Below are 18190 nucleotides of genomic sequence, written 5' to 3'. Positions count from 1 at the left end.
TCCCCCGGCCACGCACTGCCCATGCTCAGCCTGTCCCAGTCCCTGGATGCCCAGTTGCGGGCGGCGATGCAACGGGCTTTCCCGGAGGCCGATGCGGGGCTGGACCCCCAGCTAGCTCCTGCCAGCAAGCCGGAATTCGGCGACTTCCAGGCCAACGGCGCGCTGCCCCTGGCCAAGCCCTTGAAGCAGGCTCCTCGGCAGATCGCCACGGCGATCGTGGAGCAGCTGCAGGCCGATCCCGCCTTCACCGACCTCTGCCTGGAGCCGCAGATCGCCGGGCCGGGCTTCATCAACCTCACGATCCGCCCGGAGCGGCTGGCGGCGGAGGTGTCGGTACGGTTGGGGGACGAGCGTCTCGGCGTGCCGGCGGTCAGCAACGCGGCGCCGGTGGTGGTGGATTTTTCCAGCCCCAACATCGCCAAGGAGATGCATGTGGGGCATCTGCGCTCTACGATCATTGGCGACTCGCTGGCGCGGGTGCTCGAGTTCCGCGGTCATCCGGTGCTGCGCCTCAATCACGTGGGCGACTGGGGCACCCAGTTCGGCATGCTCATCACCCACCTCAAGCAGGTGGCGCCGGAAGCCCTGGACACCGCCGATGCGGTGGATCTGGGAGACCTGGTGGCCTTCTACCGCGAGGCCAAGAAGCGCTTCGATGACGATGAAGCCTTCCAGTCCACCTCCCGCGATGAGGTGGTGAAGCTGCAGGGGGGCGATCCTGTGTCGCTCAAGGCCTGGGGCCTGCTCTGCGACCAGTCGCGGCGCGAGTTCCAGAAGATCTACGACCGGCTCGACATCCGCCTTAGCGAACGCGGGGAATCGTTCTACAACCCCTTCCTGCCGGCGGTGATTGATGGCTTGAAGGCCGCTGAGCTGCTGGTCACCGATGACGGTGCCCAGTGCGTGTTCCTTGAGGGGGTGCAGGGCAAGGACGGCAAGCCCCTGCCGGTGATCGTGCAGAAGAGCGACGGCGGCTTCAACTACGCCACCACCGATCTGGCGGCGATCCGCTACCGCTTCGGTGCGGCGCCGGAGGGGGATGGTGCCCGCCGGGTGGTATACGTCACCGATGCCGGCCAGGCGAACCATTTCGCCGGGGTGTTCCAGGTGGCCGAACGGGCCGGCTGGATCCCGGATGGTGCGAGTCTCGAGCACGTGCCCTTTGGCCTGGTGCAGGGGGAGGACGGCAAGAAGCTCAAGACCCGCGCTGGCGACACCGTGCGTCTGCGGGATCTGCTCGATGAAGCCGTCGAGCGCGCCGAAACCGATCTGCGTTCACGCCTGAAGGAGGAGGAACGCAGCGAGTCGGAGGAGTTCATCCAGCATGTGGCGGGCACCGTGGGTTTGGCGGCGGTGAAATACGCCGACCTCAGCCAGAACCGGATCACCAATTACCAGTTCTCCTTTGATCGGATGCTGGCGCTGCAGGGCAACACGGCGCCCTATCTTCTCTATGCCGTGGTGCGCATCGCCGGTATCGCCCGCAAGGGGGGCGACCTTGCGGCCACCAATGCCCAACTGCAGTTCAGCGAGCCCCAGGAGTGGGCCCTGGTGCGGGAGCTGCTCAAGTTCGATGCCGTGATCGCTGAAGTGGAGGAGGAGCTGCTCCCCAACCGCTTGTGCAGTTATCTGTTCGAGCTCAGCCAGGTGTTCAACCGCTTCTATGACCAGGTGCCGGTGCTCAAGGCCGATCCTGAAGCGCTGGCATCCCGCCTCGCCCTCTGCCGTTTGACGGCAGACACCCTCAGACTGGGGCTCGGACTGCTGGGCATCGCCACCCTGGACCGCATGTGAGCGACAACACTCAACCGTTCACAGCCGGTGGTGCTCCGGCGGCCCGCGCCGCCGTTGAGCAGCTCAAGCCCTACAGCGCGCCGTTGGAGGGCCGCCGCCAGATGCTGCGGCTGGATTTCAACGAGAACACGATTGGCCCCAGCCCCCTGGTGGCCCAGGCGCTGCGCAACTTCAGCACCGAAGAAATTGCCGTTTATCCGGAGTACGACGGCCTGCGGGAAGCGTTGCTCCAGAACCTGGTGGAAACCGGCTGCCGGCCGGGATTGAAGCCGGATCAGGTGGGCCTGTTCAACGGCGTGGATGCCGCCATCCATGCGGTGTTTCAGGCCTATGGCGATGCCGGTGAGACGTTGCTGACCACAGCGCCCACCTTCGGGTACTACAGCCCCTGCGCTGGGATGCAGGGCATGACGATCGAGGCGATTCCCTACGAAGGGGATACGTTCGATTTTCCGCTGGCGGCCATTCAGGAGGCGTTGGCGGCTCGAGCACCGCGGTTGCTGTTGATCTGCAACCCCAACAACCCCACTGGCACGCGCTTGCCAGCCGATCAGGTGATCGCCTTGGCGGCCTCAGCCCCGGGCACCTTGGTGGTGGTGGATGAGCTCTATGAAGCCTTCACCGGAGACAGCGTGCTGCCGAGCGCAGATTTCACGGCCACACCGAACCTGCTGGTGTTCCGCTCCCTGGCCAAAACAGCTGGTTTGGCGGGTTTGCGGATTGGCTTTGCCATCGGCCATGCCGATGTGGTGGATCGGGTGAGTCGCGTCACGGGGCCCTATGACGTCAACAGCGTGGCCGTGGCCGCGGCCTTTGCCGCCTTGGCGGATCAGTCCTATGTGGATGCCTACGTGGCCGAGGTGCTGCGGGCTCGCGACTGGACCCTGCAGGCGCTGCAGGATGCGGGGGTTCGGCATCACTGCGATGGCGGCAACTATCTGCTGATCTGGCCCCAGCGACCCGTTGATGCCGTGGATGCGTCGTTGCGCGAGGCGGGAATCCTGGTGCGTTCGATGGTAGGCAAGCCCCTGATTGATGGTTGCTTCCGGGTGAGCATCGGCACCACCAGCCAGATGCAGCGCTTCATGGAGGCGTTCCTCCCCCTGGAGCGATGAACCGCCTGCTGCTGCTGGCCACCGGCGGCACCATTGCCGGCTGTGCGGAGAACAGTGCAACGCTGAACAACTACACCGCGGGCGTGCTGGGGGGCGATGTCCTGCTGGCGGCGGTGCCGCAGCTGCAGGATCTGGCGGTAATCAGTGTTGAGCAGGTGGCCAATGTCGATAGCGCCGACCTGTTGTTTGCCCATTGGCGCGCGCTGGTGCTGCGCATTCGTGCTGCCTTTGCGGCAGACCCCGAGCTGGCTGGAGTGGTGATCACCCATGGCACCAACACGCTGGAGGAAACCGCCTGGTTGCTGCAGCTGTTGATCGATGATCCCCGGCCGGTGGTGCTGGTGGGTGCGATGCGGCCCGCCACGGCCCTCAGTGCCGATGGCCCCCTCAATTTGTTGCAGGCGGTGCAAGTGGCCTCAAGCCCAGAAGCTCGCGGTCAGGGCGTGCTGGTGGTGATGGATGGCCAGATCCATGCCGCCCAGTTGGTCTCCAAGTTGGCCACCCAGGGGGTTGGGGCGTTCGCCAGTCCCGGTCGCCGGCCCTTGGGCTGGGTGGATGACGTTGGCGTTCATCTGCCCATGGCGAGTGGACCCCGGCAGGTGCCCTTTGCTGGGCTCGATTTGCCGGAGCAATGGCCCCAGGTGCCGATCGTCTACGGGTGTGTGGAGCCCGAGCCGCTCCTGCTCAGCGCTTGCCTCAACGCCGGCGTTGAGGGTCTGGTGTTCACCGGCACGGGCGCCGGCCAGTTGTCGGCGGCTGAGCGTTCGGCGCTTGAGGCTTTGCCAGGGAAGCGGCCGTTGATGCTGCGGGCCAACCGTTGCGGTTCGGGGCCTGTTCACCACCATTCAGAGGATGATCGGCTCGGGCTGCTGCCTGCAGGCAGCCTCAATCCCCAGAAAGCCCGGGTGTTGTTGTTGTTGGCTGTGCTGGCGGGTTGGGACAGAAATCAGCTGCAGGCGCTGATCACTGCATCACCGTGATCACGGTGGTGCCGTCGAGGCGGCCCGGCAGGGTTTGGCTCCGGCCCACCCGGCGCACGGCGGTGCCGCCCATGGCATCGAGGAAGGGCTGCACACCCTCTTGATCGCAGCCTTCAGGTGCCTCGCCGTTGACGTACTGCACAGGAATGACGCGCTTGGGATTCAACTGATTCACCACCGCCGCAGCTTCTTCGGCGGTGTAGATCTTGCTGCCGCCACCCACGCCGATGATCAGCACATCGGGGTTGCCGAGCAGCACGCGGTCGGCAGCCGTGAGCTCTCCAGCGGTGGCACCGAGATGGGCAAAGCTGAGGCCACCCTGCTGCCAGCGCCACAGGGTGGCGTTGCCAAAGCGGCGCCCGCCCACGCGGTCGTGGGGATTGGCAAAACCCTCCAGGCTCAGGCCGCTGATGCGGTACGACCCCGGTTGGGCCAGAAAACGGCCGCCGGCCACATCGCGGGCCCCTTCATCGGCGAGTTCGGAGTTGGCCAGAACAACGCCGGTTGTTACCCGAGGCTCGGGCAGGCCTGCTGCACAGCCCACGGCCTTGTAGGGGTTGAGCAGCACCGACTGGCCGCCCCCCTGGATCAGCAGGGCACGTTGCCCGTAGCTGCTGATCGACACCCCACCGCCTGCCCAGGCCGGAGACGTGAGGCTGAGTGCCAGGCCTGCAGCGGCGGTAACGGCGGAACGCAGGACGGACATGGGCAGGGCTGAACGTGTTTCGGACGCTAACAGCGTTATCCCTCTGCTTCCCGCAGGAAATTGGCCAGCAGTTGGTGGCCTTGATCGGTGAGCACGCTCTCGGGGTGGAACTGCACCCCCTGCAGGTGGTGATGGTCGCGGTGCCGCAGGCCCATGATCGTGCCGTCCTCGAGCCAGGCGGTCACCTCGAGGCAGTCCGGAAGACTGTCGCGTTCGGCGATCAGGGAGTGGTAGCGGGTGGCCGTCAGCGGTTGGGGCAGTCCCGCGAACACGCCGTCGCCCTTGTGCAGCACGGGGGAGGTTTTCCCGTGCATCTGCTGCTGGGCGCGCACCACCCGGCCGCCGTACACCTGGGCGATGGCCTGATGGCCCAGGCACACCCCCAGTGTGGGCACCGTTGCGGAAAGCTCTTTGAGGATGTCGAGGCAGACGCCCGACTGATCCGGGTCGCCCGGGCCTGGGGAGAGCAGGATCGCGTCGGGCTTCAGGGCACGGATCTGCTCGAGGCTGATGGCGTCGTTGCGATGCACCTGCAGATCGGCTGCCACCGGATGCTGAGCGGCGAGCTCACCGAAGTACTGCACCAGGTTGAAGGTGAAGCTGTCGTAGTTGTCGATGACCAGCAGCATCTGCGAATCGGGAGTCAGAGCCCCAGGCGGAGCAGGAGCGGCGGGAGCAGGAGAAACAGAGCAATCAGCAAGGAGCTGATGGCGGCCGTCAGCACGGCGGCGGCGGCACAGTCTTTGGCGATGCGGGCCAAGGGGTGATAGCGCCGGCCAATGGCCAGATCCACCACCGCTTCCATCGCTGTGTTCAGCAGCTCCAACACCAGAACGGCAGCCACCGTAAGCACCAACACGGCCAGGCGGATCAGATCCAGTTGCAGCCAGGTGGCCAGGCCAAACACCACCAGCCCCGTCACCACATGGATGCGGAAGTTGCGCTGGGTGAGGAAGGCGTAGCCAAGGCCCTGGGCCGCGTAGCGAAAACTCGAGGGCAGATCACCGGCGATGCGCCAGCTGCCCCGTCGTCGCATCGCGTTGGGCACCATGGCCACCTCCTTTGAAGCTGCGTCTGCGGAGGGTGTCCGGGGCGATTCAGTGGTCATCGGAACGGAACTCAGACTCCGCAGGCCACACGCCCGCTTTTCGAAGATTACCCGGGTTCTCCAGGCCACCCATCCCCAAGAAGCCTCTCCTGCAGGGCCAGCATTGCGGCCAGGCTGTCGTCATCGGGATGGTCCCAGCCCAGCAGGTGCAGTAGGCCATGGCTCACCAGCCAGCGCAATTCCCGCTGCAGGCTGTGCCCCTGCTCCTGGGCCTGCCGCCGGGCGGTCTCCAGGGAGACGACGATGTCACCCAGTTCGATGCTGGGGCCTTCCATCCAGTCGCCAGCGTCGTCGAGGGCGGCAAACGACAACACATCAGTGGGGCCTGTTTTCTGGCGCCAGGCGCTGTTCAAATCCGCGATATTGGCGTCATCGGTGAAACGCAGCCCCAGGCTCAGCTCTTTCGCTGCACGCACCAGGGTTGGGCAGTCGAGGCTTGCATCCCCGCAGATGCCGTTGAGCCAGTGCTTCAGCTGCTGGAGCCAGGCCGTTTCATCGAGCAGATCGGTGCTGTCGGAGGGTTGCAGCGTTACCCCCTGCCGATCCAGTGCAAGGTCGAGCTCCATGCCTAACCCGGCAGGGTCGGTCGCCCCAGCCAAGCCACAAGGGTGATGAAGCTGAGGAATCCCAGGGCGGTGAGGCCGAAGTGGAACAGGCTCTTGCTGCCCTTGCGCACCATGTTGCGCATGGCCTGTTTGACGAAGCTCGGCGGTGGGGTGCTCTCGCTGGCCATGGGATCAGGAATCGGCGTCGGCGCCGGGGCTGTCGACACCCTGGCGTAAACAGGCATCGATAAACGGGTCGAGGGCCCCATCCATCACCGCTTGCACATCGTTGGTTTCTTCATTGGTGCGCAGGTCTTTCACCATTTGGTACGGGTGAAACACGTAGTTGCGGATCTGGTTGCCCCAGGCCGCTTCAACGATGTCTCCGCGGATGTCGGCGATTTCGGCGGCCCGTTGTTCCTGGGCAATCACCAGCAGCTTGGCCTTGAGCAGGGCCATCGCTTTTTCCTTGTTCTGAAGCTGGGAGCGTTCCTGGGTGCAACGCACCGCCAGGCCGGTGGGGATGTGGAGAATCCGCACGGCGGTTTCCACCTTGTTCACGTTCTGGCCGCCGGCGCCACCGGAGCGTGAGGTGGTGACTTCGAGGTCCTTTTCGGGGATGTCGATGTCGACTTCCTCCTCCAGCTTCGGCATCACTTCGATGCCGGCAAAGCTGGTCTGGCGCTTGTCGTTGGCGTTGAACGGCGAGATGCGCACCAGGCGGTGGGTGCCCTTTTCGTTGCGCAGGTAGCCGTAGGCGTAGCGGCCCTCTACTTCGATGGTGGCGCTCTTGATCCCCGCCTCCTCACCTTCGGAGAGTTCGTCCACAGTCACCTTCATGCCGCGGTCTTCCGCCCAGCGGGTGTACATGCGCAGCAGCATCTGGGCCCAGTCCTGGGCGTCGGTACCCCCGGCGCCTGCATTGATGCTGAGAACCGCTCCCTCCTTGTCGTATTCGCCACTGAGCAGGCGCTCCAGTTCCCAGCGGTCCAGCCCCTGGCGCAACTGGTTTAGCCCGTTCTGAGCTTCCTGGAGCAGGTCCTCATCGGGCTCCAGTTCGTAGAGCTCAAGGGTGGCCTGGGCGTCATCGACCGCACCGCGCCATCCGGCCAGTTGAGACAGCTGGGCCTTCACCTCATCCAGACGCCGCATCTGCTTCTGGGCGTTCTGCTGGTCATCCCAGAAATCGGGCTGGGCCGCGAGTTGTTCGAGATCCTGTTGCCTGGCGTTCAGTGCAGGAACGTCAAAGACAGTCCTGGGCATTGCCCAGGCGGTCAGTGAGCTCGGAGAGATCGCGTTTGAAGTCGGTGAGATCCAGCAAGGACTCTGTCCTGATCAGCCTCTGACGCTATCAGCGCAGTAGCTGCATAGGATCCGACCACCGGCATCACCAACGCAATGGCCAAGGTTGAGATCTACACCTGGCAAACCTGCCCGTTCTGCGTCCGCGCCAAGGGGCTTCTGGACCGCAAAGGGGTGAGCTACACCGAACACAGCGTGGATGGGGATGAGCCGGCTCGGGATGCCATGGCGGCGCGGGGTGATGGTCGCCGCAGCGTTCCGCAGGTGTACATCGACGATCGCCACATCGGTGGCTGTGACGATCTCCATGCCCTGGATCGCGCCGGTGAGCTCGATGCGCTGCTGAAGGCCTGATCGATGCGCCAGCTGTTCGTTCTGGATCCGCTGGGGCAGATCAATCCAGCCAAGGATTCCTCTGCTGCGCTGATGCAGGCCGCCCATCGCGCCGGCGATGAGGTTTGGGCCTGCACGCCTGCCGATCTGATTGCGCGGGGCGATGAACCCCTCGCGATTGCCCTGCCGGTGACGCCGGAGCCCTGGATCACTGTTGGGGTGGCGGAACGTCAGGCTCTGGCTGGGTTTGATGTGATCTGGATGCGCAAGGACCCGCCGGTGGATGAGGCGTATCTGTACGCCACCCATCTGTTGGAGGTTGCCGAGCGGGCTGGGGTGCGGGTGCTCAATCGCCCCAGTGCGCTGCGCAGCTGGAACGAAAAGCTGGGGGCCTTGCGCTTCAGCCGTTGGATGGCCCCCACGCTGGTGGCGGGGCGGGTGTCTGAACTGCTGTTGTTCGCCGAGGAGCAGCAGGAGATCGTGCTCAAACCCCTGGGGGGCCGCGCCGGCCTGGGGGTAATTCGGGTCAACGGCCAGTCGCCGGGCTTGAAGGCCCTGCTGGAGCTGGTGACGGAGCAGGAACGCCTGCCGGTGATGGCCCAGGCCTTTCTGCCGTCCGTGAGCGAGGGTGACAAGCGCATCCTGCTGGTGGACGGCGATCCCCTGGGGGCGATCAACCGTCGCCCGTCAGCCGGAGAATTCCGCAGCAATCTGGCCGTGGGTGGTCAGGCGGAGGCCACGGAACTCACCGAGCGGGAGCGTCAGATCTGTGCGGCCCTGGCCCCGGCGCTGCGGGCGGAGGGGTTGTTCTTCGTGGGCATCGATGTGATCGGAGGCATGCTCAGCGAAATCAACGTCACCAGCCCCACCGGAGTGCGGGAAGTGGAGCGACTGATGAACCAGCCCCTGGCGGATCAGACGATCGAGCGGTTGCGCGCGCTGGTCTGAAGTTCCAGCTGGTCCGCCAGCACGGCCAGCTTCAGCCCCACTTCCTGCAGTTCGCGCTCGGCAACGGACCCCCGCACCAGGCCGGCTCCGGCGGTGAGGTCCAGCTCGCGGCCGCGGGCATGACCGCAGCGGATCGCCACCCGCAGTTCCGCATCTCCAGCACTGTCGATCCAACCGATTGGCGCTGCGTAACTGCCCCGTTCAAAGGGTTCCAGGGTGCGCAACCAGGCCATTGCGTCGCGGCGCGGCAACCCGGCAACGGCGGGGGTGGGGTGCAGCTGTTCAGCCAACGCCAGCACGGGCTGACCCTGGGTTTCGGCCGTGATCGGGGTGTGCAGGTGGGTGAGGTTGCCGTGGCGGGCCAGTTGGGGCTGACGGCGACGCCGGGGTGTCAAGCCGTTGCGGCGTAGTTGGTCGGTGATGGTTTCCACCACCAATTCATGTTCGCGGCGGTCCTTGTCGGAGCGCAGCAGCTGCGCCCCGGAATCCCCTTGCCCCGCCGTGCCGGCCAGGGCATCGCTGCGCAGCCAACCGGCGCGCAGGCTGAGCAGCCGTTCCGGCGATGCACCGAAGAAGGCATCACCGGTGTGACGCTGCCAGAGGAAGCGGCAGCTGCCGGCCTGTTGCCGCCGCAGCCGCTTCAACAGCGGCAAGGGGTCGAAGGTGTCGGCCAGAACAATGCGGTGCCGCACCGCCAGCACGAGTTTGTGAAGGTCACCGCTGTTGACCAGATCAATGCCGCGGGTCAGGGCTGCGGCGTAGCGCTGCCGCCAGGTTTCCGGTTCCGTTGCCGCCACCAGCGCCTGGGGCTTGAGGGGGGTTGGCGTGGCTGGCGTCTTGAGCAGCTGTTCGTGCTGGAGCCAAAGTTGTTCCGCCAGCTCGCGGCAGTCCGCTGCACTGCTAACAACCCCATTCAGCCGCAGCCAGCCGCGGCGTCCCTGACGGCTGAGTTGCCAGCGGGGCAGCACGGCCTGCACCGATGGCACCACCGCTTCACTGCGGCGGCGCTCACTCACCTGATCAAAGAAGCGGAAGCGCAGCAGCACCCGAGGTCGCGCATGGGCTGGGCTGTCCGCTGCCGTGTCGTGCAGCCGGCTCAGGCAGAGGTCGGCGAAGCGCTGGGCCTGCTCAAAGCGACGGCTGCCGGCCAGCTCCAGTTCCTGGCAGGGCCCTGCGGCAGCCAGGCAGAGGCCCGGGGCGCTGTCCCACAGCACCTGCAGGCTTTCCTGCTCCGCCAGCTGCGGCAAGGCCAGAAGCGGGTCGATCCCTTCGATCGGCAGGGCCAGGCTGAGCAGCGCTTCATCGCCGTCACAGGCCAACCATCCCCGCTGGGCAGCGGAGAGGAGGGTGCTGAAACAACAATCAGCCGACATCCGCGGCGTTTCCGGCCAGGGTTACTGCTCAAATGTATGGGTCTTCGTCCTGCGGGAACGGGTCCTGTCCATGTCTGAGCCGCAGGCTGTCGCATCCCGTTACGCCGATCGGCGCCGTTTGTGGAAGGCAGCGATCAAGTGGCCGATGTATTCCGTTGCCGTGATGCCTGTGCTGCTCGCGGCTGGATGGCAGTTCGGGGTGGCGGGCTCCCTGCGCTGGCTGCAGTTGGGGGGCTTTGTGCTGGCGGCCATCCTGCTGTTGCTTTGGGAAAACCTCAGCAACGATGTTTTTGACGCGGCCACGGGTGTGGATGCCACCGGTAAACCCCATTCCGTGGTGAACCTCACCGGCCGCCGGGACCGTGTCGCCCAGGGGGCGACCGCTGCGCTGGTGCTTGGCTTGCTGGTGATGGCCGGTTTGGCCTGGAACAGCAGCGGGTCCGTGCTGGCCCTGGTGTTGGTGTGCTGCGGCCTGGGTTACGTGTATCAGGGCCCGCCGTTCCGCCTGGGCTACCGCGGCCTGGGTGAGCCCCTGTGCTGGCTGGCCTTTGGACCCTTTGCTACCGCAGCGGCCCTCGTGGTGCTGCAGCCCCGGGGGGCAGGATCGATCCCTTGGGGCACGGCCTGGATTTTGGGGGCAGGTCCTGCCCTGGCGACCACCCTGGTGTTGTTCTGCTCCCACTTCCATCAGGTGGAGGAGGACGCCGCCCATGGCAAACGCTCGCCGGTGGTGCGTCTGGGCACGGCCCGGGCGGCAGCCTTGGTGCCCTGGTTTGTGGCCTTGACGCTGGCGTTGGAGTGGGTGCCCGTGCTGCACGGGGACTGGCCTCCGACGGTGTTGTTGAGCGGTCTCGGCCTTCCTGCCGGTGTGCAGCTGATGCGTCTGCTCCAGCGCCACCACGACAGGCCGGAGCTGATCAGCGGCAGCAAGTTTCTGGCCCTGTGCTTCCAGGGCTGGAATGGTCTGGGGCTGAGTGCGGGCCTGGCTCTGGCGCGCGTCTGGACGGGCGGATGACGCTCCGGCTGCAGCGTCGCCGCTTCCGCTTTGCCCTGCTGCAGCCGCTGCGCACCGCAGCCGGCGAGCTGCGGGAGCGTTGTGGCTGGTTGCTGCGGCTGGATGACGATCAGGGGGCCGTGGGTTGGGGCGAAGTGGCTCCGCTGCAGCCGCAGCAGTTCATGGCCTGCGAGCAGGCCCTCGTAGCGCTGCCGGACGAGCTTCCTCAGGCTCAGCTGGAGGCTGTGTTGCGGGAGGTCCCGGGGCCGGTGGGTTTTGGCCTTGGGGCGGCCTTGGCGGAGCTACAGGGTGTGGTGGGCGCTGCTGCACCCCAGGGCTGGCTGAAGGCTCCTGCCCCGGCGCTGTTGCTGCCGGCTGGCGAGGCGATGCTTTCGGCCCTGGAGGTTGCTGCGGCATCGATGGGTGGCCTGGAGAGCTGCACCTTCAAGTGGAAGGTGGCCACGGCGCCGGATGGCCTGGAGCGTCAGCTGCTCGAGCAGCTGCTCCAGCGGCTGCCGTCTACGGCCCGGCTGCGTCTGGATGCCAACGGCGGCTGGGATCGCAGCACGGCTGAGGCCTGGATGCAGCGGTTGCGCGATGACTCTCGCTTGGACTGGTTGGAGCAGCCGCTGGCGGTGGAGGATCAAGCCGGCCTGGATCAGTTGGCAGCGCTGGGGCCGGTGGCCCTCGATGAATCCCTCCACCAGCACCCCGAGCTGCGCAGCAGCTGGAGTGGCTGGCAAGTGCGTCGGCCTGCGCTGGAGGGCGATCCCCGCCTGCTGTTGCGGGAGCTGCAGGCGGGGCTGCCCCAACGGATGCTGAGCACGGCGTTTGAAACCGGCATCGGTCGGCGCTGGCTGGAGCATCTGGCCGGTCTTCAGGCCCAGGGCCCCACGCCGGCAGCACCGGGCCTGGCCCCCGGCTGGACGCCAGCGGGGCCGATGTTCTCCAACGATCCAGAGCAGGTCTGGGCCGCGGCGGCATGAGCGAGATCGAGCGGCTGGAGCAGGGGCTGGCGGCTGGGCAGTGGATGCCCCTATCGCCTGATGCCGACGCGGCCCCCATCGCTCAATTGCCTCCGGGCCCGGGGGTGGTGGTGCGCAGTGGTGGCAGCAGTGGCGGCAGCCGTTGCTGCGCCCAGCCCTCGCTGCATCTGGACCGTTCGGCCGCCGCCACCGCCCATTGGTTGACGGGGATCGGTTTGGACCCCGCCTCCACCCTCCTGCTCAATCCTTTGCCGCTGGCCCATGTGAGTGGTCTGATGCCCTGGTGGCGTGCCCGCTGCTGGGGCGCGGGGCATCAGAAACTGGAGCCGGGGTTGATGAAAACACCCACTGACTTGCTCGCGTTCTGTCAGGGCCTGCCCGCTTGGGAGACGAATCCTGCCGTGCTGTCGTTGGTGCCCACGCAGCTGGCACGTCTGCTGGCCCATCCCGATGGGGTGGCCTTCCTGCAGCAGCTGCAGCTGATCTGGATCGGTGGTGCGGCTCTCCCGGCGCCGTTGGCGGATCAGGCACGGGCCTTGCAGCTGCCGCTGTCGCCCTGCTACGGGTCGACGGAGACGGCGGCAATGGTGGCGGCCCTCCCGCCGGACCGCTTTCTGGCCGGCGAGCCCGGGTGTGGGGACCCGCTGGTGGATGTGGAGCTGCGGCTGGCCGCTAATGGGGCGCTTGAGGTGCGCACTGATCGGTTGGCGCTGGGCTGTTGGCGGGCGGATCAACCCGAGCGTTGGGTGCCGCTCAGGGATGGCGATGGCTGGTGGCGCTCCGGGGATCAGGCCGCGTTGACCCCCGGTCTCCAGATTGCCGGGCGCATCGATGGCGCCATTCACTCCGGGGGGGAAACCGTGTTCCCCGAGCAGCTGGAGCAGCGCTTGATGGCGGCGCTGCAGGCGGCATCGCTGCCGGTGAGTGCCGTGCTGCTTCTTGCTGTGGATGATCCGGAGTGGGGGCAGCGGCTTGAGGCCCTGGTGGGCAGTTCTGACCCTGCGGTGCTGCAGCGGCTTGAGGCCCTCACTCGGCCTTGGGCGCCGGCGGAGACGCCACGGCGTTGGGTGTTGTGCCCCCACCTGGCCCCCTCGGCGCTGGGGAAATGGCAGCGCCAGCGCTGGCGGGAGTGGTTAAAGCGGTTGGATGCGGCCGAGGCTTGATGCTTCCAGCCAACGGTCCACGCCATCGGGCAGGGCACAGCGGCGCCGGGTTTGCACGTCGATGGCCACATGACGCAGGCAGCCTTTGGCAACCAGCTGCTTCTCCAGCAGCACCTGGCTGTTCACCGCAAAACTGCTGGGATCGAGCCGTTCCGGTTCCAGGCGGATCAGCAGCTTGTCGCCCACCTGCACCGGGGCGCGGAAATCGGCATGGCAGTGCACGATCGGTAAGGCCACGCTCGGTTGCTCTCCGCGGCCGCCAGGGAAGACTGAACCCGCTGGCAGGCCAAAGCGTTCCAGGCTTTCCTCCCAGGCCTGGTGGCACCAGCCCAGCAGCTGCTGAAAGTGCATCACGCCGGCGGCGTCGGTGTCGCTGAAGCGCACGGTTCGGCTCAGCTCCAGCCAGGGGGCAGAGGTCATGGCGATGTGTTGTTCAAGCCGGTGCCGACTGTCACCCTGACAGAAATTCCGCCCGAACCATGGCCGCGCCGATTGCCTTCGAGCCTCCGTCCATTCAGAAGGCCTGGCAGGCCTTTCTGCAGCACATCCCTGTGGTGCTGGTGAGCTGGGTGGGCTCAATCGTGCTGTCGCTGCTGGCTGTTCTGGCGTACGGACTGATCATCGTTGCCGTGTCGGCGATCCTCGGCAGCAGCGATGCGGCATCGGGGCTCGGAGCGGTGCTCGCCCAATTGGTTCAGTTGCTTTTCTCCATCCTCGCCAGCCTGTTGTCGGTGCTGTTGGTGGCCGTTCCTGCCTTCTACTACGAGCGCGGTGAGGTGGTGACGATTTCAACGGCCGCTCAGCTGCTCACCGGCCGTTGGTGGCGTTATGTGCTAGCGGGGCTGTTCTTTTCGCTGGTCACCACCATCGGCTTTCTGCTTTGCATCCTTCCCGGGATTGCCGTGGCGTTGGTGACGCCGGTGTTCGTGAATCGCATCTTTGTCACCGACACGGGCATCGGTGAAGCCTTTTCTCAAGCGTTTCAGGTGGTTTATCGCTCGGAAAACGGCTTGAGCTTCGTGGGGCTTGAGGTGTTGACGGGCATCGTTGTGGGGCTGCTGGCCCTGGCGACCTGCGGTTTTGGGGGCTTTGTGGTGATTCCCATGGCCAGCTTCTTCCTTCAGAACGTCGCCTATCAGCGCGGACTGTTGCGCTGATCGCTCAGCCGCTGGGCCAGCTGTTGGTGCTCAGGCGCAGCAGCCAGTAGCTGATCAACCCTCCAGCCACCAACGGCAGGGGCCAGAGGGGCAGACCTCTGGGGATGAGACGCCGTTGCTGGAGCGCCAGCACACTCCAGAACAACAGCCCCAGGGCGGCAACTGGGCCAAACAGATGCCATTGCAGTGATCCGCCCAGATCACCCGTGAGTGCTGCGCTTGTTGCTCGGGTCAGAAAGCAGGTGGGGCAGGGCACGCCGGTGAGGGCGCGAAGCGGGCAGCCCAGGCCGGGAAGGCCTGGATGCAGCCCCTTGAGCAATAACGCACTAGTGAGGGTGGCGGGCAGCAGGTAGCCCGCGCGTTGCAACCGCCGCAGAAACCGGTTCAGAGATCAGCGATCCACCGATCCCATGATCACGTCGATGGAACCGAGGATGGCCATGATGTCGGCCACCTTGTGTCCCTTGAGGATGTGGGGAAGGATCTGCAGGTTGTTGCTGTCGGCAGCGCGGATCTTGAAGCGCCAGGGGGTGACGTCGTTGTTGCCCTGGATGAACACGCCGATCTCGCCCTTGCCTGACTCCAGCCGGGTGTAGAGCTCGCCGTTGGGGATCTTGAAGGTGGGTGCCACCTTCTTGGCCACGTACTGGAAGTCGAAACCTGCAGCGTCGCTGCCCTTGCCTTCGTTGAGGCGCTTGGCCTCGAGGTTTTCGGTGGGGCCGCCCGGGATCATATCGCAGGCCTGGCGAAGGATCTTGAGCGACTGGCGCATTTCTTCGATGCGCACGCGATAGCGGGCGTAGCAGTCGCCTTCTTTTTCCCAGGCCACCTGCCAGTCGAAGTCGTCGTAGCACTCGTAGTGATCCACCTTGCGGAGATCCCAGGGCACGCCGGAAGCGCGCAGCATCGGGCCGGAGAGGCTCCAGTTGATGGCGTCTTCCTTCTCGATTGTTCCCAACCCTTCTATCCGGCGCCGGAAAATCGGGTTGTTGGTGATCAGCTTTTCGTATTCGTCGATCTTGGGGCCGAACCAGTCGCAGAAATCACGGCATTTCTCCAGCCAGCCCCAGGGCAGATCTGCGGCAACGCCGCCGATGCGGAAATAGTTGTTGTTGATCAGCCGCTGGCCGGTGGCGGCTTCCCACAGGTCGTAGATCATCTCCCGCTCTCGGAAGATGTAGAAGAACGGCGTCTGAGCTCCCACGTCCGCCAGGAAGGGTCCAAGCCAAAGCAGGTGGTTGGCGATGCGGTTGAGTTCCAGCATCAGCACCCGGATGTAGCTCGCCCGCTTGGGCACCGGGATGTTCGCCAGTTTTTCCGGGGCGTTCACCACGATCGCCTCGTAGAACATCCCCGCCGCATAATCCATGCGGCTCACATAGGGCACGAACATCACGTTCGTGCGGTTCTCGGCGATCTTCTCCATGCCGCGATGGAGGTAACCGATCACCGGTTCGCAGTCGACCACGTCCTCACCATCGAGGGTGACCACAAGCCGCAACACCCCGTGCATGGAGGGGTGGTGGGGCCCGAAGTTCACCACCATGGGCTCCGTGCGCGTTTCCAGCTGCGTCATGGGAGCGGTGGTCCGATCGATGAGTAGATCTTAAGGAGTCTTCGCCTGTGGCTTGTGCCCCCCTTCAGCCATGTGCCCGTGCTGGCCGATGCGGTGCTGGATGCGGCCCGGCAGATCCCCCGTCCGGATGGCCTGTTGATCGACGCCACCCTTGGGGGCGGCGGCCACAGCGCCCTGTTGCTGGAACAGCATCCCGGCCTGTGCCTGATCGGACTGGACCAGGACGCCACGGCCCGGGCCGCGGCGGCGGAGCGTCTGGCCCCCTTCGGTGATCGCGTCTCGATCGTGGCCACCAACTTCGCCGACTATGTGCCGCCCGAGCCCGCCGTGATGGTGCTGGCGGATCTGGGGGTGAGCAGCCCGCAGCTGGATGTGGCGGAGCGGGGCTTCAGTTTTCGCCTGGATGGTCCCTTGGACATGCGGATGAATGCCGGCGGCGAGGGGGAGACCGCGGCTGAGCTGATTGATCGCTTGGAGGAGAACGAGCTTGCGGATCTGATCTATGGCTATGGCGAGGAGCGGCTCTCCCGTCGTATCGCCCGGCGGATCAAAGCGGACCTCAAGGACAAGGGCTCCTATGAGGGCACCGCGGCCTTGGCCTACGCCGTGGCCGGTTGTTATCCCCCCAAGGCGCGGCGGGGACGGATTCATCCCGCCACCCGCACCTTCCAGGCCCTGCGGATTGCGGTGAACGATGAGCTGGGGGTGCTCGATCGCCTGCTGCAGCAAGCTCCCGACTGGCTCGAGCCTGAGGGGCTTCTGGGAATCATCAGCTTCCATTCCCTGGAAGACCGCCGCGTCAAGACCGCCTTCCTGCGCGATGAGCGCTTGCAACGGATCACCCGCAAGCCGGTGGTGGCCACCGAGCAGGAGGAGGAGGCCAACCCCCGCAGCCGCAGTGCCAAATGGCGTGTGGCCCAGCGTGTGGCCCCTGCTTAGCGACCGCTGAGGAACCCGGCGGCAGCTGCGGCGTCGGTGATCGCTGTGATGGCCTGATCCACGTCGTCGGTTGTGGTCTCACGCCCCAGGCTGAGTCGCAGGGAGGCTTCGGCTTCAGCCCGCGAGCGACCGATCGCCTGGAGCACGTGGGACGGCGCGCCGTTGCTGCAGGCGGAGCCACTGCTGCAGGCCAGGTGCGGGCGCAGGGCCCGGTGCAGGCGGCTGCCGTTCACTCCGGGAAGGCTGATGTTGAGGTTGTGGGGCAGGCGCGGCTGCAGGGCCCCATTGAGCAGCACGCCGGGGAGGCGCTGCTGCAGGCCCTCCCACAGCTGATCGCGCAGGTGCTGAAGATGGCTGTTGCGCTGATCCTGTTCCTGCAGCGCAAGGCGGGCGGCGGCGGCAAAGCCCACGATCAAGGCGGTGGGCAGCGTGCCGGCCCGGAGCCCGGCTTCCTGGCCGCCCCCCCACTGCAGCGGTTCGATGGCGATGTCCTCCCGCAGCACCAGGGCGCCAATACCCTTGGGCCCATAGAGCTTGTGGGCACTGAGGCTGAGCAGGTCAACCCCCAGGGCATCAGGGTTCAGCGGCAGCGTCCCGAAGGCCTGGGCTCCATCGCTGTGCAGGGTGATGCAATGGCGGCGGCAAATCGTTCCCAGTTGCTCGAGCGGCTGGAGCACGCCGATTTCGTTGTTGGCCGCCATCACGCTCACCAGCCGCGTTTCGGGGGTGATCGCCGCCTCCAGCTGCTCAGGGCTGATCAGTCCATCGGGGCCTGGGGTCAGCAGGGTGACGCTGAAGCCTTCCCGTTGCAGTTGCTGGAGTGGATCCAGCACGGCGTGGTGTTCGGTGGCCACGCTGATCAGATGGCCGCTCCCCAGGGCGCGGGCATGGCCCAGCAGCGCCAGGTTGTTGGCTTCCGTGGCACCGCTGGTGAACACCAGTCGTTCCGGGCTCACTCCCACCGCTTCCGAAAGCTGGCGCCGCGCCACGTTCACCGCGGCAGAGGCGCTGAGGCCGAGCCGATGCTGGCGGCTGGAGGGATTGCCCCAGTCCTCACTCCAGAACGGCGCCATCGCCTCCACCACCTCAGCCGCACAGGGGGTGGTGGCCTGGAAATCAAAGGCGAGAGCCGAGCCGCTCAGGACGATGCAGGCAGATGTTGCGATCATGG

Annotated in this window: 21 protein-coding genes; 10 read left to right on the top strand and 11 right to left on the bottom strand. The window is 66.0% G+C overall.

Features of this window, described 5'->3' with window-relative positions; genetic code table 11:
* Window positions 1-21: 21 nt before the first annotated feature.
* The 3 genes from argS to DXY33_RS00380 are packed head-to-tail and all read left to right on the top strand — an operon-like array spanning window position 22 to window position 3889.
* Window positions 22-1794 (top strand): arginine--tRNA ligase, encoded by a 1773-nt coding sequence (gene argS, locus DXY33_RS00390; RefSeq protein WP_115131281.1) that lies wholly within the window; start codon window positions 22-24, stop codon window positions 1792-1794.
* On the top strand, window positions 1791-2909 hold the full coding sequence (locus tag DXY33_RS00385; protein ID WP_115131280.1) for a histidinol-phosphate transaminase: 1119 nt from the start codon (window positions 1791-1793) through the stop codon (window positions 2907-2909). The genes argS and DXY33_RS00385 overlap by 4 nt, the downstream gene beginning before the upstream one ends.
* Window positions 2906-3889 carry an asparaginase gene (locus DXY33_RS00380; protein WP_115131279.1) on the top strand — a complete coding sequence of 328 codons (984 nt, stop codon included), beginning with the start codon at window positions 2906-2908 and terminating at the stop codon, window positions 3887-3889. The genes DXY33_RS00385 and DXY33_RS00380 overlap by 4 nt, the downstream gene beginning before the upstream one ends.
* Here DXY33_RS00380 and DXY33_RS00375 read toward each other — a convergent pair.
* The 6 genes from DXY33_RS00375 to prfB all read right to left on the bottom strand — a co-directional run bounded on the left by DXY33_RS00375 (window position 3873) and on the right by prfB (window position 7569).
* Complete coding sequence (locus DXY33_RS00375) at window positions 3873-4595, bottom strand: MBL fold metallo-hydrolase (RefSeq protein ID WP_115131278.1); 723 nt, start codon at window positions 4593-4595, stop codon at window positions 3873-3875. The genes DXY33_RS00380 and DXY33_RS00375 overlap by 17 nt on opposite strands.
* A gap of 35 nt (window positions 4596-4630) precedes the next feature.
* On the bottom strand, window positions 4631-5224 hold the full coding sequence (locus DXY33_RS00370) for an aminodeoxychorismate/anthranilate synthase component II (RefSeq protein WP_115131277.1): 594 nt from the start codon (window positions 5222-5224) through the stop codon (window positions 4631-4633).
* Window positions 5225-5238: 14 nt separating this feature from the next.
* Window positions 5239-5646, bottom strand: coding sequence for a diacylglycerol kinase family protein (locus DXY33_RS00365; RefSeq protein ID WP_244272960.1), 408 nt, complete (start codon window positions 5644-5646; stop codon window positions 5239-5241).
* A 104-nt stretch (window positions 5647-5750) separates the two neighbouring features.
* The gene (ybeY, locus tag DXY33_RS00360) at window positions 5751-6269 is read right to left on the bottom strand and encodes an rRNA maturation RNase YbeY (protein WP_115131275.1); all 519 of its coding nucleotides are present in this window, start codon (window positions 6267-6269) and stop codon (window positions 5751-5753) included.
* 2 nt (window positions 6270-6271) lie between these two features.
* A complete protein-coding gene (locus DXY33_RS00355; protein WP_115131274.1) occupies window positions 6272-6436 on the bottom strand; it encodes a DUF3285 domain-containing protein in 165 nt (54 codons plus the stop codon).
* 4 nt (window positions 6437-6440) lie between these two features.
* A protein-coding gene (gene prfB / locus DXY33_RS00350) for a peptide chain release factor 2 (RefSeq protein ID WP_115131273.1) occupies window positions 6441-7569 on the bottom strand; the annotation gives its coding sequence in 2 pieces (ribosomal slippage) (window positions 6441-7493 and window positions 7495-7569; 1128 coding nt in all).
* Window positions 7570-7646: 77 nt separating this feature from the next.
* Between prfB and grxC the strand changes: the two genes are divergently transcribed.
* Together grxC and gshB are read left to right on the top strand one after the other, a co-directional pair.
* Entirely contained in the window at window positions 7647-7904 is a 258-nt protein-coding gene (grxC, locus tag DXY33_RS00345) for a glutaredoxin 3 (RefSeq protein ID WP_115009898.1), read from the top strand.
* 3 nt (window positions 7905-7907) lie between these two features.
* The gene (gshB, locus tag DXY33_RS00340; protein WP_115131272.1) at window positions 7908-8831 is read left to right on the top strand and encodes a glutathione synthase; all 924 of its coding nucleotides are present in this window, start codon (window positions 7908-7910) and stop codon (window positions 8829-8831) included.
* On the opposite strand, the gene DXY33_RS00335 is transcribed toward gshB, so the two are convergent.
* Window positions 8798-10204 carry an isochorismate synthase MenF gene (locus tag DXY33_RS00335; protein ID WP_115131271.1) on the bottom strand — a complete coding sequence of 469 codons (1407 nt, stop codon included), beginning with the start codon at window positions 10202-10204 and terminating at the stop codon, window positions 8798-8800. The genes gshB and DXY33_RS00335 overlap by 34 nt on opposite strands.
* A 70-nt stretch (window positions 10205-10274) precedes the next feature.
* Here DXY33_RS00335 and menA point away from each other — a divergent pair, with 70 nt between their 5' ends.
* The 3 genes from menA to DXY33_RS00320 are packed head-to-tail and all read left to right on the top strand — an operon-like array spanning window position 10275 to window position 13347.
* The gene (gene menA / locus DXY33_RS00330; RefSeq protein WP_115131270.1) at window positions 10275-11219 is read left to right on the top strand and encodes a 2-carboxy-1,4-naphthoquinone phytyltransferase; all 945 of its coding nucleotides are present in this window, start codon (window positions 10275-10277) and stop codon (window positions 11217-11219) included.
* Window positions 11216-12184 (top strand): o-succinylbenzoate synthase, encoded by a 969-nt coding sequence (gene menC / locus DXY33_RS00325; protein WP_115131269.1) that lies wholly within the window; start codon window positions 11216-11218, stop codon window positions 12182-12184. The genes menA and menC overlap by 4 nt, the downstream gene beginning before the upstream one ends.
* Entirely contained in the window at window positions 12181-13347 is a 1167-nt protein-coding gene (locus DXY33_RS00320; protein WP_115131268.1) for an AMP-binding protein, read from the top strand. Before menC ends, DXY33_RS00320 begins: the two co-directional genes overlap by 4 nt.
* On the opposite strand, the gene DXY33_RS00315 is transcribed toward DXY33_RS00320, so the two are convergent.
* On the bottom strand, window positions 13318-13767 hold the full coding sequence (locus DXY33_RS00315; protein ID WP_115131267.1) for a thioesterase family protein: 450 nt from the start codon (window positions 13765-13767) through the stop codon (window positions 13318-13320). The two genes, DXY33_RS00320 and DXY33_RS00315, sit on opposite strands and share 30 nt — an antisense overlap.
* Window positions 13768-13826: 59 nt before the next feature.
* Here DXY33_RS00315 and DXY33_RS00310 point away from each other — a divergent pair, with 59 nt between their 5' ends.
* Window positions 13827-14504, top strand: a complete 678-nt coding sequence (locus tag DXY33_RS00310; RefSeq protein ID WP_115131266.1) for a hypothetical protein — start codon at window positions 13827-13829, stop codon at window positions 14502-14504.
* A gap of 4 nt (window positions 14505-14508) precedes the next feature.
* Here DXY33_RS00310 and DXY33_RS00305 read toward each other — a convergent pair whose 3' ends face one another.
* Together DXY33_RS00305 and DXY33_RS00300 are read right to left on the bottom strand one after the other, a co-directional pair.
* Window positions 14509-14871 (bottom strand): DUF2752 domain-containing protein, encoded by a 363-nt coding sequence (locus DXY33_RS00305; protein ID WP_115131265.1) that lies wholly within the window; start codon window positions 14869-14871, stop codon window positions 14509-14511.
* Window positions 14872-14895: 24 nt separating this feature from the next.
* A complete protein-coding gene (locus tag DXY33_RS00300) occupies window positions 14896-16080 on the bottom strand; it encodes an NAD(P)H-quinone oxidoreductase subunit H (protein ID WP_115009907.1) in 1185 nt (394 codons plus the stop codon).
* Window positions 16081-16134: 54 nt separating this feature from the next.
* Between DXY33_RS00300 and rsmH the strand changes: the two genes are divergently transcribed.
* Complete coding sequence (gene rsmH / locus DXY33_RS00295; RefSeq protein WP_115131264.1) at window positions 16135-17019, top strand: 16S rRNA (cytosine(1402)-N(4))-methyltransferase RsmH; 885 nt, start codon at window positions 16135-16137, stop codon at window positions 17017-17019.
* On the opposite strand, the gene DXY33_RS00290 is transcribed toward rsmH, so the two are convergent.
* Window positions 17016-18188: a cysteine desulfurase family protein gene (locus DXY33_RS00290; protein ID WP_115131263.1), complete on the bottom strand. Its 1173-nt coding sequence runs from the start codon at window positions 18186-18188 to the stop codon at window positions 17016-17018. The two genes, rsmH and DXY33_RS00290, sit on opposite strands and share 4 nt — an antisense overlap.
* Between the last annotated feature and the right edge of the window lie 2 nt (window positions 18189-18190).

The organism is Synechococcus sp. N26 (assembly GCF_900473975.1).
Lineage (GTDB): Bacteria > Cyanobacteriota > Cyanobacteriia > PCC-6307 > Cyanobiaceae > Parasynechococcus.
The sequence above is the reverse complement of the archived record's forward strand: the minus strand, read 5'-3'. Positions and strand labels throughout refer to the sequence as shown.